Source organism: Citrobacter sp. RHBSTW-00599, assembly GCF_013784065.1.
Classification (GTDB): domain Bacteria; phylum Pseudomonadota; class Gammaproteobacteria; order Enterobacterales; family Enterobacteriaceae; genus Citrobacter; species Citrobacter braakii.
On the sequence record NZ_CP056717.1, the window covers coordinates 3,517,398 to 3,532,571 of the forward strand.

A 15,174-nucleotide genomic window follows, 5' to 3' on the forward strand; every position below is an offset into this window, starting at 1 on the left:
ACTAGTGAACGCCATGTTAACGGTATGTTTTTCAATGAGTAATTGCCGTTACTACAAATGATAGGATATTTATTTAAATCTACACGATCTTTTAACCCGCCCGACTGACAAAATTGCCAGCAGATAAAGAGTCACTATTGCCGGGTAGCTCACAGTTTTTTGTTTAGCAAGTCATGGAATTGTTTTTCACACAAATTATTCATTTAAATTTTACTTATAATTAACACCAAGATGTAACTATCTCAAATGGAAGCGAAAGCGTACCTCATTGACAGACGCATTGGGTTTGACGTCCTCAGCACAGCGCAGGCGTTTCGCTTAAAGCATCACTGAAAGTTATCACTCACTTCTCTTTTTCTCTTATGTGGCAACGTTTAAATATGCCACAAACAATTCATTATCATTTTTATCTTAAATTTAACAAAATATAATTATGTCATATAAGATTAAACAATAAAAAACCGTTATCCCGTTCACAAGTTATTTAGTAAAGGTAATTTTTTAAATTATAAAAAATGACGCATAAATGAGGCGCACAACAAAATAAGATTTCGATCACAAACATGGCAAGTCATTTATTCATCATTTTCCTGGTAAATTAAAAAAATCCGCAAAAACAACATTCAACCACCTGATAAACAAGGGTTTTTATTAATAAAAAATATAACAATCATTTTGCGCAGGATATTTTGAAAATAGATCAATTGCTTCCTTTTCCGCTTACACAGAAACTCCGACCCTATTAAGAGGTTGTCACAAACCATGTTCTAAATATTAGAAAATAATTTTCACTTATTGACCATCAGCCCTACAGAGGATTACCCATGAAGAAATCTACACTTGTTATTGGCGTCATCGGTGCTGACTGCCATGCAGTAGGTAATAAAGTTCTGGATCGCGTTTTTACTGCTCATGATTTTCACGTAATCAACCTCGGGGTGATGGTGAGCCAGGATGAATATATTGATGCCGCGATTGAAACAGGCGCCGATGCCATCGTGGTGTCCTCTATCTACGGTCATGGCGACATTGACTGCCTCGGGTTACGTGAGCGCTGCATCGAACGCGGCCTCGGCGACATTCTGCTGTACGTCGGTGGCAACCTGGTAGTTGGTAAACATGACTTCGGCGATGTGGAAGTGAAGTTTAAGGAGATGGGTTTTAACCGCGTCTTCGCACCGAGCCACGACCTGGAAGATGTCTGCGCGCTTATCACCAATGATATTCGCCAACACAATGGCCTCGAGCAGCGTTGCCTGGAAGAGGCTATCTGATGCAAACAGTTTCTGTCGATATCGGCTCGACATGGACCAAGGCTGCCCTCTTCGCCCATGAAGGCGAGGAATTAACCCTAGTAAACCATGTCCTGACCCCAACCACCACACATCATCTGGCAGACGGTTTTTTTGCCAGCCTGAATCAGGTGCTGAACGTTGCCGATGCTCGCCCGTTACTGAAAAGTGGTGAAGTGCAGTTGAAATACTCCTCCTCGGCCAAGGGTGGGCTCGCTGTTGCAGCAATGGGGCTGGTGCCTTCCATTACGCTGGAATCAGCAAAAGTTACCGCCCATTCGGCAGGAGCGAAAATCGCGCAATATTATTCGTACAAACTGAACCGGCATGACATCCAGGAACTGGAATCATCACCGCCAGATATTCTGTTGTTTACCGGCGGTACAGACGGTGGCGAAGAAAGCTACGGCCTGGCGAATGCGCATGCGCTGGCAGGCTCAACGCTTGATTGCGCCATTATCTACGCCGGAAACCGGGACATTCAGGACGAAATACAAACGATTCTGGGACATAAAGATCTGACCACGGTAGACAACATTCTGCCTGACCTCGATCACCCGAATCCGTTTGCCGCGCGCCAGGCGATTTGCGATGTGTTCTTGTCACGCATTGTCAAAGGTAAAGGTCTGGACGTCATCGTCGGCGAAACCGGCGAAGAGCCAATGCCGACGCCATGGACGGTATATGAGTTAGTCAAAGCCATTAGCGATTACGACAGCGCATGGAAGGAATTCATGCTGATTGATATGGGCGGAGCCACCACGGATGTCTATTCGGCCAGCGCGAATACCCTCTCCCCCGATACCGTCCTGCATGGTGTTCCTGAACCGTTCGTCAAACGTACCGTTGAAGGCGACCTGGGAATGCGCGTTTCCGCCGTCGTGGTGGGAGAAAGCACGCAGGATATGGTGAAAGTCATCTTCGCCCAACAACCGCAGCGCGAGGAAGCGTTTTACCGCTACCTGCGTCATCTGGTTGGGCAACCGGATTACCTGCCGCTCAGCGAGGAGGAGAAATATTTCGACACCCTGCTGGCAGGTTTGTGCGTGGGCTATGCCGCTGAGCGCCACGCGGGCACTAAAAAGCAGGTTTGCACCTGCGTGGGTAACGTGGATTTACAGATGGGTCGCGATCTCACCACCGTACGCAAAGTCGTCGGTTCAGGGGGATGGCTCTCTCGCGCCAGCCAGTTCGATATCCATAACTGGCTCAAATACCGGGAGCTGGACGACCAGGGTAAAAGAATTTTGTTACCGAATCAGTTTGAGTATTACCGCGATTCAAATGGCCTGCTCCCGCTACTGGCAAACGTCGCCAGGCTGTACCCGCAAGCCGCTGCTCGCACCAGCATTCAGTGTTTAACCCTATAAAACTTAAGGCAGCTACGAATGGAACTTCGAAATAAAAAATTGACCCATGACGAATTCATGACCGAAAGGCATCAGGTATTACAAACCTGGGAAACCGGCAAAGACGTTGAGAACTTCGAAGATGGCGTGAAGTACCAGCAATCAATTCCGGATAAAAAGCGCTTCTCCCTTGCTCTGCTGAAGGCCGATCAGGAAGGGAAAACCCTGAGCCAGCCGCGCGCAGGCGTAGCATTAATGGATGAGCATATTGCACTGCTCAAAACATTGCAGGAAGAGTGCGACCTCCTGCCGAGTACTATCGATGCCTATACCCGTCTGAACCGCTATGAAGAAGCCGCTGTCGGGATCCAGAAATCTATCGAAGCAGGTACTTCCAAGCTGAATGGTTTACCGGTCGTCAATCACGGGGTTGCTGCCTGCCGTCGTATGACTGAAGCACTGGAAAAACCGATCCAGGTTCGTCACGGCACGCCGGATGCGCGCCTGCTGGCAGAAATCGCCATGGCCAGTGGCTTTACCAGCTACGAAGGCGGCGGCATCTCCTACAACATTCCTTACGCTAAACGTGTCACTCTGGAAAAATCCATCCGCGACTGGCAGTACTGCGACCGCCTGATGGGCCTGTACGAAGAGAACGGTATTCGTATCAACCGTGAACCGTTTGGCCCACTGACCGGCACCCTGATCCCGCCGTTTATGTCCCACTCGGTGGCGATTATCGAAGGTCTGTTGGCTCTGGAACAAGGCGTCAAGTCAATTACCGTTGGCTACGGCCAGGTCGGTAGCCTAACGCAGGATATTGCAGCGATTCAGGCGCTGCGCGAACTTTCCCACGAATATTTCCATAACCACGGCTTTGACGATTACGAACTGAGTACCGTTTTCCACCAGTGGATGGGCGGATTCCCGGAAGATGAAGCAAAAGCCTTCTCCGTTATCGCCTGGGGCGCAGCGGTTGCCGGTATGTCAGGTGCCACCAAAGTGATCACCAAAAGCCCGCACGAAGCGTTCGGTATCCCAACGGCGGCAGCGAACGCCCAGGGTCTGAAAGCTTCACGCCAGATGCTCAACATGGTCAGCGACCAGAAATTCCCGCAGTGCGCTGCCGTGGAGCAGGAAGTTGATCTGATTAAGAGCGAAGTCCGCGCGGTGCTGAAGAAAGTCTTCGAACTGGGCAATGGCGACATTGCGCGCGGTACGGTGCTGGCCTTTGAAGCAGGCGTACTGGATGTACCTTTCGCGCCTGCCGCCTGTAACGCCGGTAAGATCCTGCCTGTTCGCGATAACACAGGCGCCATCCGTATTCTCGAAGCCGGTGCCGTTCCGCTGCCGAAAGACATTCTTGCCCTGCACCACGACTACGTCGCAGAGCGCGCGCATTTCGAAGGCCGCAAGCCTTCTTTCCAGATGGTCATTGATGACATCAACGCCGTATCCCACAGTAAATTAATAGGAAGACCATAATGAAAATTAAACAGGCCCTTTTCACAGCTGGCTACTCCTCATTTTATTTTGACGATCAGCAGGCCATCAAAAACGGCGCCGGTCATGACGGGTTTATCTATACCGGCGCTCCGGTAACGCCTGGATTTACATCTGTTCGTCAGGCGGGTGAATGCGTATCCGTACAGCTGATTCTGGAAAACGGCGCGGTAGCGGTGGGCGATTGTGCAGCGGTGCAATATTCAGGTGCAGGTGGACGCGATCCGCTGTTCCTGGCTGAAAACTTCATTCCGTTCCTTAACGATCACATCAAACCGCTGCTGGAAGGCCGCGACGTTGATTCGTTCCTGACCAACGCCCGTTTCTTTGACGAACTGCGTATTGACGGCCATCTGCTGCATACCGCCGTACGTTATGGTCTGTCTCAGGCGCTGCTCGACGCGGCGGCACTGGCTACCGGTCGTCTGAAAGCAGAAGTGGTTTGTGATGAATGGCAACTGCCGTGCGTCCCGGAAGCCATTCCATTATTTGGCCAGAGCGGCGACGACCGTTATATCGCCGTCGACAAGATGATCCTCAAAGGTGTGGACGTCCTGCCGCATGCGCTGATCAATAACGTAGAAGAGAAGCTGGGCTTCAAAGGCGAAAAACTGCGTGAGTACGTCCGCTGGTTGTCTAACCGCATCCTGAGCCTGCGCACCAACGAAACCTATCACCCGACGCTGCATATTGATGTCTACGGCACCATCGGTCTGATCTTCGATATGGATCCGGTGCGTTGCGCCGAATACATCGCCAGCCTGGAAGCCGAAGCTCAAGGCCTGCCGCTGTACATTGAAGGCCCGGTAGATGCCGGTAACAAGCCGGATCAGATCCGCATGCTCACCGAGATCACTCAGGAGCTTACCCGTCTGGGTTCCGGCGTGAAAATTGTTGCGGATGAATGGTGTAACACCTATCAGGATATCGTGGACTTCACCGACGCGGGCAGTTGCCACATGGTGCAGATCAAGACCCCGGATCTGGGCGGTATTCACAACATCGTCGATGCGGTGCTGTATTGCAACAAACACGGAATGGAAGCCTATCAGGGCGGTACCTGTAACGAAACGGAAATCAGTGCGCGTACCTGCGTACACGTCGCGCTGGCTGCGCGTCCAATGCGCATGCTGATCAAGCCGGGTATGGGTTTCGATGAAGGTCTCAACATCGTGTTTAACGAAATGAACCGCACCATCGCGCTGTTGCAAACTAAGGATTAAGAGATGGCACGCACATTTAAGATCTTATCGCCTACGGCTATCCTGGGTTATGGCTTCCCGGAAGAAAGTTTTCGTAAAGCCATGGAAGAGTCACCGGATCTTATTGCTGTTGACGCAGGTTCCTCCGATCCAGGCCCCCACTATCTGGGGGCGGGTAAACCCTTTACCGACCGGGCCGGTGTGAAACGCGATCTGCGCTATATGATCGTGGCAGGCGTGAAGAACAACATCCCGGTAGTGATCGGCACGGCCGGTGGTTCTGGCGCAGCTCCGCATCTGGAGTGGTGTCGCCAGATAATCCATGAGATCGCACAGGAAGAAAAACTGTCCTTCTCAATGGCGTTAATCCCGTCTGATGTCGACAAAGAAATCGTTCATCAGGCGCTGGATAACGGCAAAATCACCGCGCTCGATTTTGTGCCTGAACTGACTCACGATGCAATTGAAGAGAGCACCTACATTGTCGCGCAGATGGGCGTCGAGCCTTTTCAGCGTGCACTCGAAGCTGGCGCGCAGGTGGTGCTGGGCGGACGAGCCTACGATCCGGCCTGCTTCGCCGCGCTGCCAATAATGCAGGGCTTTGATGAAGGTCTGGCACTTCATTGCGGGAAGATCCTTGAGTGTGCTGCCATTGCCGCCACCCCTGGCTCCGGCTCAGATTGTGCGATGGGGATCATTGATGACAACGGCTTTACGCTGAAGGCGTTCAATCCCAAGCGTAAGTTCACTGAAACTTCCGCTGCGGCGCACACCCTGTATGAGAAGTCCGATCCGTACTTCCTGCCAGGACCAGGCGGCGTGCTGAACCTGAAAGCGTGCACCTTTACCCAGGTTAACGAGGGCGAAGTGTATGTCAGTGGTTCACGTCATGAAGAAACACCGTATGCGTTGAAACTGGAAGGCGCGCGTCAGGTTGGCTTCCGTTGCCTGACCATCGCCGGAACGCGCGACCCAATTATGATTGCCGGGATTGACACCATTCTCGAAGAGGTACAGGCAAGCGTGGCGCGTAACCTCTCACTGAATGACGACAGTATCCGCATGACGTTCCACCTGTATGGTAAGAACGGTGTGATGGGCAACCATGAACCGATGAAAACCGCCGGTCATGAGCTGGGGATTTTACTGGATGTCGTTGCGCCGACGCAGGATATCGCCAACAGCGTTTGCTCGCTGGTACGCTCTACCCTGCTGCACTACGGCTATGAAAATCGCATTGCGACTGCGGGCAACCTCGCCTTCCCGTTCTCGCCATCTGATATTCAAAGTGGACCGGTGTATGAGTTCTCGATCTATCACCTGATTGAAGCGAGCGATGCGCTGCGATTTGATTTCCACATTGAACAGGTGACGCCAGAAGGAGTTCAGGCATGAAACACTCAATTTGTTCACTGGCGCAGGTTATTCGCTCCAAAAACGCCGGACCGTACGAACTGGTTTTAGATATTTTATTTAAAACCAGGGAAGACTATCAGCGGGTAAAAGCCTGCGAGCAATTAACACCGCAGCTCATTGCCAGTTTATATAATGTTGAACCTGACTTCATTCACAATATCGTGTGGTTCGATCCGGCGAATGCCGTAAAAATCGTCATGCCGCGCGATATTATTTCCGGCAACGTCGGTGATAATGATGTTTATGGTGCTCAGCAACACGCTCCATTATTAAGTATTGAGTTCGACTTGTAACAAAAAACACAATAACAACCATTGGAGCACAGAATTCAGCGGTATCACAGTGCTTCGAATTATTCATGCGGTTGGTCACAACAGGCGTGCGTCTGAGCTGCTGTCCAGGCTCAGGCGCACGCCACCCTACACAATTCCAATTACCAGCCTTTATCCGATGGAGTACTCATGAAGAAAATAAGTTTAACGAAGATGATCATATTAGGCCTGATACTCGGCATGATTGCCGGGGTGGCCATAAATAATATGGCCGCGGCTGAAACCGCAAAATCCTATGCAGCAGATATTTCTATTTTTACCACTATATTCTTACGCATGGTAAAAATGATTATCGCGCCATTGGTTATTTCAACTCTGGTTGTTGGTATTGCCAAAATGGGCGATGCCAAAACGCTGGGACGTATATTTTCGAAAACCTTCTTCCTGTTTATTTGCGCCTCTCTGGTGTCAATTGCACTGGGTCTGGTTATCGTTAACATCTTCCAGCCAGGCGCGGGGATCAACTTCGTGCCACATGACGTCGGGGCTGTTGCCGCCGTTAAGTCAGAGCCATTCACGCTGAAAGTGTTTATCTCGCACGCGGTACCGACCAGTATTGTCGATGCGATGGCGCGTAACGAAATTCTGCAGATCGTGGTGTTCTCAATTTTCCTCGGTTGCAGCCTGGCCGCGATTGGTGAAAAAGCCGAGCCTATCGTGAAGGTTCTGGATTCACTGGTACACGTGATGCTGAAGCTGACGGGCTACGTCATGCTGTTTGCACCATTGACCGTTTTTGCCGCTATTTCTGGTCTGATTGCCGAACGTGGTCTGGGTGTAATGGTCAGCGCCGGGATCTTCATGGGTGAATTCTATCTGACCCTGGGTATGCTGTGGGCAATCCTGATTGGCCTGTCAACCATGATAGTCGGGCCTTGCATCGCGCGTTTGACCAAATCAATCCTCGAGCCTGCACTGCTGGCCTTTACTACCTCCAGCTCAGAAGCCGCCTTCCCTGGCACCCTGGACAAGCTGGAAAAATTCGGCGTTTCTTCAAAAATCGCCAGCTTCGTTCTGCCTATCGGTTACTCCTTTAACCTGGTCGGCTCCATGGCGTACTGCTCATTTGCCACCGTCTTTATTGCTCAGGCGTGCAACATTGAGCTGAGCATGGGCGAGCAAATTACCATGCTGTTAATCCTGATGCTGACCTCTAAAGGGATGGCGGGCGTACCGCGTGCATCAATGGTGGTTATCGCCGCAACCCTGAACCAGTTCAACATTCCTGAAGCCGGTCTGATCCTGTTGATGGGCGTCGATCCGTTCCTCGATATGGGTCGTTCTGCTACCAACGTCATGAGTAACGCAATGGGTGCTGCCATTGTAGGTCGCTGGGAAGGTGAACACTTCGGCCAGGGTTGTCGTGGCACTGCACCAGTGAAGACCCCGGAACAAGAACGTCCGGTTACCGAAACAGAAGTCGCGTTGTCCTGATACGACGTTATTGCCGGATGACGCTTGCGCTTATCCGGCCTGCATAACGTTTAACTATCCGTTGGCCGGATAAGGCGGTAAGCCGCCATCCGGCACCATGATGAGCACACCAACAGGATTGCACCATGACTAAAACTCTTCTCGGCGTGAGTATTTTTTCCTTCAGCGTTTTGTTTAGCGCAACGACTCTCGCGCAAACCACGCCGGATTACGCAAAGCTTATCGACCAGGCACATCAAAAATATAAAAGTAACCACGATGGAAAAGTCGCCGACTACATCCCTGCCCTGGCGACCTACAGCCCGAATAACTTTGCCATCACCATTGCCACGGTGGACGGCAAGATCTACCAGGTTGGCGATGTTAACAAACCCTTCCCCATGGAATCCCTGAGCAAAGTCTTCACCATGGCGCTCGCCATGGAACAGCACGGCCCTCAGGTGGTGCTGGACAAACTCGGGGCCAATGCCACTGGCATGCCCTTCAACTCCGGTTTAGCGGTTGAGCTGACCAAAGGCGCGCCTGAGAACCCGCTGGTAAACGCCGGGGCGATGAGCACCGTTAGCCTGATTGAAGCCAAAGACAAAACCGATCGCTGGAACAAAATCCTCGACAACCTGAACGTCTGGGCCGACGCCACGCTTACGGTTAATGAGCCGGTATTTAAATCCGAGATGGAAACCAACCAGCACAATCAGGCGCTGGCGAAGCTGATGGAATCCTATAACAGCTTCTATGGCAATACCGACGAAGCCGTCGAAATTTATACCCGTCAGTGCTCGGTGGATATCACCGTTGAGCAACTGGCCAAAATGGGGGCGGTACTGGCGAACAAAGGCAAATCTCCATTCAACGGCAAGCAGTTGCTGAATGAAAAATATGTTCCGCAGGTGCTGGCAGAAATGGCGATTGCCGGACTATACGACGGCAGCGGTAAATGGCTCTACACCGTGGGCATCCCAGCAAAAAGCGGCGTCGGCGGCGGCATGGTCGCCGTTGTCCCGGGCAAATATGCAATTGCCGTCTATTCTCCGCCGCTGGATGAAGCCGGTAACAGCGTTCGCGCCCAGAAAACGATCGAATATGTCGCCGAAGCGACAAAAGCCAATGTCTTTTTAGCGCATTAAGCAATTACGGATGGCGTGAGCGCCATCCGACATATTAACTAAAAGGTGAGATGTAAACATGTCTAAACCATTTGTCTGGCAGGAACTCTTTGTTCAGAGTAAAGATAATACCGAATATGAATTACTGAGTAACCAGCACGTTGCGGTAACGGAGTTAGACGGAGAGGAAGTGATTAAGGTTGCGCCAGAAGCGCTAACCTTATTAGCCCAGCAGGCATTTTATGAGGCTTCATTTTTCCTGCGCGCCGGACATTTAAAACAGATAGCCAGCATTCTGCACGATCCGCAGGCCAGCAGTAACGATAAGTACGTCGCATTGCAACTGCTACGCAATGCTGAGGTTTCGGCCAAAGGCGTCCTGCCCAACTGCCAGGATACCGGGACGGCAACCATTGTGGCCTGCAAAGGACAGCATGTCTGGACCGGCGGCGATGACGCAGAAGCATTAAGCAAAGGCGTGTACACCACCTTCACCGAAAACAACCTGCGTTACTCGCAAAATGCCCCGCTGGACATGTATACCGAGGTCAATACCCAGACTAACCTGCCGGCGCAAATCGACATCAGCGCCACGCCGGGTAACGAATACCGTTTCCTGTTCGTCAACAAAGGCGGCGGATCTGCTAACAAAGCGGCGCTGTTCCAGGAAACTAAATCTATTCTGCAGCCGGAAAAGCTCACCGCGTTTCTGATCGAAAAAATGAAATCACTGGGTACAGCCGCCTGCCCGCCGTATCACATCGCGTTCGTCGTTGGAGGCTTGTCCGCCGACCAGACGCTGAAAGTTGCTAAACTGGCTTCAACTAAATATTACGATAACCTGCCCACCAGCGGGAATGAACTGGGTCAGGCATTCCGCGATACGGCGCTGGAAGCCGAGCTGCTCAACGCCAGCCGCGAGTTTGGCATCGGCGCGCAGTTTGGCGGCAAATACTTTGCCCACGATATCCGGGTGATCCGCCTGCCACGCCATGGCGGCTCCTGCCCTATCGCCATGGCTCTCTCCTGCTCAGCCGACCGCAACATCAAGGCCAAAATCAACAAACACGGAATCTGGCTGGAAAAACTCGAGCATAATCCGGGCAAATTTATTCCCGATTCACAGCGGGTGGAAAATGGCGCCCAGACCGTACAACTGGATCTGAATCGTCCGCTGCGCGAGATCCTGCAGGATCTCACCACTCTGCCAATTGGGACGCGTTTATCGTTAAACGGCCCGATTGTTGTGGCTCGCGATATCGCGCATGCCAAAATCAAAGAGCGCCTGGATAACGGCGAACCGATGCCAGATTACATGAAAAACCATATCGTCTATTACGCGGGCCCGGCTAAAACCCCCAGTAATCTGGCCTGCGGTTCGCTAGGTCCCACAACCGGCGGGCGCATGGACGGTTACGTCGATGCTTTCCAGGCCGCGGGCGGCAGTCTGATCATGTTGTCGAAAGGCAACCGCAGCGCGCAAGTCACGGATGCGTGTCGCAAACATGGTGGTTTTAACCTTGGCAGCATTGGCGGCGCCGCAGCCTTGTTGGCGCAGCAGTACGTGAAGAGCCTGCACTGCCTTGAATATCCCGAGCTGGGAATGGAAGCGGTGTGGATGATGGAAGTTAAAAATATGCCGGCCTTCGTATTAGTGGATGATAAAGGCAATAACTTCTTTAGCCAGTTTGAGCAGCAGCATCGCTGCGCAACCTGTCCGGCAGGACATTAAGGAGTCACCATGGAAGCGCGAGCCAATAATGACAGACACCGCCAGCGTCAGCAGAAACTGAAAGAACAGGTTGATACCCGCGTGGCGGCGGCAACGGAGAAGAAAGGGATCCTGATTGTCTTCACCGGCAACGGTAAAGGAAAATCCACCGCAGCCTTTGGTACGGCAACGCGCGCGGTTGGTCACGGAAAAACCGTTGGCATCGCGCAGTTTATTAAAGGTCAGTGGGATAATGGCGAGTACAACACGCTGCAACCGCTCGGTGTCGAATTTCATATTATGGGCACCGGATTTACCTGGGAAACCCAAAATCGGCAAGCGGATATCGAGGCGGCAACGGTAGTCTGGCAGGAAAGTAAGCGCATGCTGGCTGATCCGCAGTACGATCTGGTGGTGTTGGATGAGCTCACCTACATGCTGGCTTACCACTATCTGGACACCCAGGAGGTTATCAGCACCATCGAAAATCGCCCTGCGGAGCAAAGCGTCATCGTTACCGGGCGCGGATGCCATGCGCTGTTACTGGAACTGGCCGATACGGTCAGTGAAATTCGCCCGGTCAAGCACGCGTTTGACCGCGGGATTCAGGCACAGATTGGAATCGACTGGTAGCCGTTCTTTTGCCGGATAACGATGCTAACGCGTCTTATCCGGCCTACCAATCGTTGTAGGCCTGATAAAGCGCAAACCACCATCAGGTAGCCGACACCACGGACTTACTGAGCAACCAGTTACGAAATGTCTGTAAATGCGCAGACTCCGATTTCTCTTCACGCCACGTCATAATGAAACGGTTCCCGGTGCGCATCGGAACATCGCAAGGAATGACCATATCTCCATTGTCCAGATCGTGCTGAATGGCAAAACGAGGAAGCAGCGCAACCCCCAGATTAGAACGGACCGCCGCAATCAACATCGACAACAGATCAAATCTCGGGCCTTTATTTACCAGCGGGCTGCTGACGTTGGACAGCGCAAACCATTCCTGCCAGCCTTTGATTCGCGTACTCTGGTGCAACAGCGGGTATTCGTTCAGCAGTTCGTGGACTGACAGTTTCCGTTCCGGTTCAGCCAGCAGACAGCGGCTGCATACTGGCAGAATTTCCTCTTCAAACAGGTACTCAACCTCTGACCACGGTGAGTAGAAATCTTCGCGCATAATTGCCGCATCATACTCACGATTAAGAAAATCACCGATATTCGCCAGCGAATGGATGTTCACAATAATATCAGGATTGAGTTTGTTAAACTCGCGCAGGTTGGGGATCAACCAATGCGTACTGAACGTCGGATTTACCGCCAGCTCAATAACCTGTACGGTCGGTTGCCAGGTCATTATTGTGGTCGTATCGCGCTCGAGTTTATTTAACGTTTCTTTAACGATACTTAAATAGTGTTTGCCGGCCGCATTTAAAAAAATACGTTTTTTGGCATGATTAAATAGCGCGGTATTAAGAAAATCCTCCAGTGCATTCACCTGGCGGAAAACAGCACTTTGTGTTAACGCCAACTCTTCAGCTGCCCGGGTATAACTTTCGTGACGCGCAACCACTTCAAAAGTTACCAGCAACTCCGTCTTGGGTATTTTTCCTCTCATAACCTCTTCCATATGCAGCGTACAAAAATAGTTTAATTTATAAAAAATAATTCAAGGCACCCAGATAAGCACCGAGAGTTATATTTTATTTTCTCCATTGATGTCATTGATCCAATCCATGATTTGCTCACACTGATGGCGGATAAATATTAACCAATAATACTCAAGCACAACAATAAACACAATTTAAATAAGGTTAAACCTAAGTAAATAGTGCCAATAAGTTCTTAATAATTTTTCAAGTCTTCTTGTTTATTGCAGAAAAAACTTTGCGAGATTAATCAATATTATCCATGCGCTAATCCTGGATAATTTCACGTTATAACTTACGGGCAAACGACTGCTTTTAATCATTCATTGATGTCGTTTGTGCCATTTTTTGACAGACGTGATAAAGGACACATTGTGAAAACTTTCGGAAAGGTCTGGCTCGTTGGAGCAGGTCCTGGTGATATTTCATTACTGACCCTCAAAGCAATGATGTGCATTAAACAGGCCGACGTCATTATTTACGATCGGCTGGTCAATCCTAAAATTTTGGAATGGGCATTACCTGACTGCCTGCTTATCAATGTCGGCAAAAATCCAGGCTTCCATTGCGTTCCCCAGGATGAAATCAACGCACTGCTGGTCCAGTATGCCCAAACACACCACAACATTGTGCGCCTCAAAGGTGGCGATCCGTATGTATTTGGCCGTGGGGCTGAAGAAGTTGAGGATCTGGTTGAAATGGGCATCCCTTTTGAAGTTGTACCGGGTATTAGTTCTACGATTGGCGGCCTGACCTATGCCGGTATCCCGGTGACGCATCGCGATTTTGCCTCCAGCTTTCACGTGGTGACTGGCCACACGCGGGAAGGCAATCAGCAGCAGGACTGGCGTCAACTGGCGAAACTTAATGGCACGTTGGTCATCGTCATGGGTATCGCCAATCTGGCGTTTATCTGTGAAGAGCTGTTGATGGGCGGGAAATCAGCAGACACGCCCGCCGCGCTAATTATGTCCGCGACCCGAGAAAATCAACGTCGCCTGACCTGCACGCTCGGTTCATTATTGAGCAAGGCGCAGGAAGCTAATATTGTTCCACCGGCGTTGATTGTAATCGGAGATGTGGTGACCCTGAGCGATCGGCTCTCTTTTATACCTGAAGCCATCACGCTGCCAGACAATCTTTACTGCGAAAGTCTGGCGTGACGAAAAGACTGGGGCGACGTTTGATGCGCCGCCCGGAAAACGCGGCAAAAGTAACTGGTTTGCGCGTATTGCAGTTTCCTGGCAATACTGTCTATGGAATGAACCGGATCGTGTAATAACTCCCCTGCTTTTTGCATTTTTTTCTGACTCACCCAGGTTTTAAAATTAACACCCTGGCGTTTCTTGAAAAACCGGCTGAAATAGTTCGCGCTTAAGCACACATGAGCCGCGACAGATTCCAAAGACAATTCACCATACAAATTCTCGTCAATATAACGCAGCGCCGCCATAAGTTTTTTCTCGTGACGTGAAGGCTCAGTGAAATAATGATGAGCGTATCGGGCTTCCGGAACCTCAATCTTCTCAGAGATCAATTGTTCTTTCTCAAAATTATCAACAATAAAACTTAACAAATTTGCCGACGCCACCAGCACATTATTATCCACCACCGCAGACTGGCCCCACTCAGCTTTAATTTCGGGGTTATTAATCCATGAGCTTTTGTTATCAATAGCGATAGTTTCATATTCCTGATATTTTACCCGCACCTGCCCGCAGATAATAAAACCGTAAAGGTGTCCCTCATGGATTAATGGCATCGAGAACAGACTTAGCCCTGCATGACAGGTGAGTATTCTGGGTTTAAGCTGTTTTAATGCCTCAAAAGCACAGTACTTGTCGCACTTTTGGCAACCTGCTCGATAGCGCTCATCCGCACGCATTAATGTGCAAAACGAATTAAAATTATGACATTTAGACAAGGCTATACCGTTAATATCAACGACGACTGTGGCTAACCCAGTGGCTCGGGAGAAGAGTTCTGCGATAGAGAAAAAACGGTGTAAATAGTCATCCTGGATTTTCAGCGGCACGTTATCCTCCGGCATTAATAATATTAAGGCCGCTAATATGCAAAAATTAGCCTCAGGAAAGAATGATGCTCACCGCAAAAAATAATCTCATTTGTGCAGATGATTATGATCAATTGGCAAGAAAATTATAGCGACCACGATAATA

At 50.5% G+C, this 15,174-nt stretch carries 13 protein-coding genes; 11 read left to right on the forward strand and 2 right to left on the reverse strand.

Annotation, left to right across the window (positions count from 1 at the left end; genetic code table 11):
* The first annotated feature begins 824 nt into the window (after positions 1-824).
* The 10 genes from glmS to cobO all read left to right on the forward strand — a co-directional run bounded on the left by glmS (position 825) and on the right by cobO (position 11,978).
* Complete coding sequence (gene glmS, locus HV243_RS17370) at positions 825-1,274, forward strand: methylaspartate mutase subunit S (RefSeq protein WP_016152308.1); 450 nt, start codon at positions 825-827, stop codon at positions 1,272-1,274.
* A complete protein-coding gene (glmL, locus tag HV243_RS17375) occupies positions 1,274-2,662 on the forward strand; it encodes a methylaspartate mutase accessory protein GlmL (protein WP_016156015.1) in 1,389 nt (462 codons plus the stop codon). Before glmS ends, glmL begins: the two co-directional genes overlap by 1 nt.
* An 18-nt stretch (positions 2,663-2,680) precedes the next feature.
* Complete coding sequence (locus HV243_RS17380; protein ID WP_016156014.1) at positions 2,681-4,126, forward strand: methylaspartate mutase subunit E; 1,446 nt, start codon at positions 2,681-2,683, stop codon at positions 4,124-4,126.
* The gene (locus tag HV243_RS17385) at positions 4,126-5,367 is read left to right on the forward strand and encodes a methylaspartate ammonia-lyase (RefSeq protein WP_016152305.1); all 1,242 of its coding nucleotides are present in this window, start codon (positions 4,126-4,128) and stop codon (positions 5,365-5,367) included. Before HV243_RS17380 ends, HV243_RS17385 begins: the two co-directional genes overlap by 1 nt.
* Before the next feature lie 3 nt (positions 5,368-5,370).
* Positions 5,371-6,741 carry an acyclic terpene utilization AtuA family protein gene (locus tag HV243_RS17390; RefSeq protein WP_016156013.1) on the forward strand — a complete coding sequence of 457 codons (1,371 nt, stop codon included), beginning with the start codon at positions 5,371-5,373 and terminating at the stop codon, positions 6,739-6,741.
* Entirely contained in the window at positions 6,738-7,055 is a 318-nt protein-coding gene (locus tag HV243_RS17395) for a DUF4387 domain-containing protein (RefSeq protein WP_016152303.1), read from the forward strand. Before HV243_RS17390 ends, HV243_RS17395 begins: the two co-directional genes overlap by 4 nt.
* Positions 7,056-7,223: 168 nt before the next feature.
* Positions 7,224-8,528, forward strand: coding sequence for a dicarboxylate/amino acid:cation symporter (locus tag HV243_RS17400; protein WP_016152302.1), 1,305 nt, complete (start codon positions 7,224-7,226; stop codon positions 8,526-8,528).
* Between the two features lie 125 nt (positions 8,529-8,653).
* Positions 8,654-9,655 (forward strand): glutaminase A, encoded by a 1,002-nt coding sequence (gene glsA / locus HV243_RS17405; RefSeq protein WP_047359470.1) that lies wholly within the window; start codon positions 8,654-8,656, stop codon positions 9,653-9,655.
* A 58-nt stretch (positions 9,656-9,713) separates the two neighbouring features.
* Positions 9,714-11,366 (forward strand): class I fumarate hydratase, encoded by a 1,653-nt coding sequence (locus HV243_RS17410; RefSeq protein ID WP_016152300.1) that lies wholly within the window; start codon positions 9,714-9,716, stop codon positions 11,364-11,366.
* Between the two features lie 9 nt (positions 11,367-11,375).
* On the forward strand, positions 11,376-11,978 hold the full coding sequence (gene cobO / locus HV243_RS17415) for a cob(I)yrinic acid a,c-diamide adenosyltransferase (protein ID WP_046274722.1): 603 nt from the start codon (positions 11,376-11,378) through the stop codon (positions 11,976-11,978).
* Positions 11,979-12,060: 82 nt separating this feature from the next.
* Here cobO and HV243_RS17420 read toward each other — a convergent pair whose 3' ends face one another.
* Positions 12,061-12,963, reverse strand: a complete 903-nt coding sequence (locus HV243_RS17420; RefSeq protein ID WP_016152298.1) for a LysR substrate-binding domain-containing protein — start codon at positions 12,961-12,963, stop codon at positions 12,061-12,063.
* Positions 12,964-13,368: 405 nt separating this feature from the next.
* On the opposite strand from HV243_RS17420, the gene cobA reads away from it, so the two are divergent.
* The gene (cobA, locus tag HV243_RS17425; RefSeq protein WP_053389802.1) at positions 13,369-14,157 is read left to right on the forward strand and encodes a uroporphyrinogen-III C-methyltransferase; all 789 of its coding nucleotides are present in this window, start codon (positions 13,369-13,371) and stop codon (positions 14,155-14,157) included.
* Here the strand turns inward: cobA and HV243_RS17430 are convergent.
* A complete protein-coding gene (locus tag HV243_RS17430) occupies positions 14,136-15,029 on the reverse strand; it encodes a PocR ligand-binding domain-containing protein (RefSeq protein ID WP_053389806.1) in 894 nt (297 codons plus the stop codon). The genes cobA and HV243_RS17430 overlap by 22 nt on opposite strands.
* Positions 15,030-15,174: the final 145 nt, after the last annotated feature.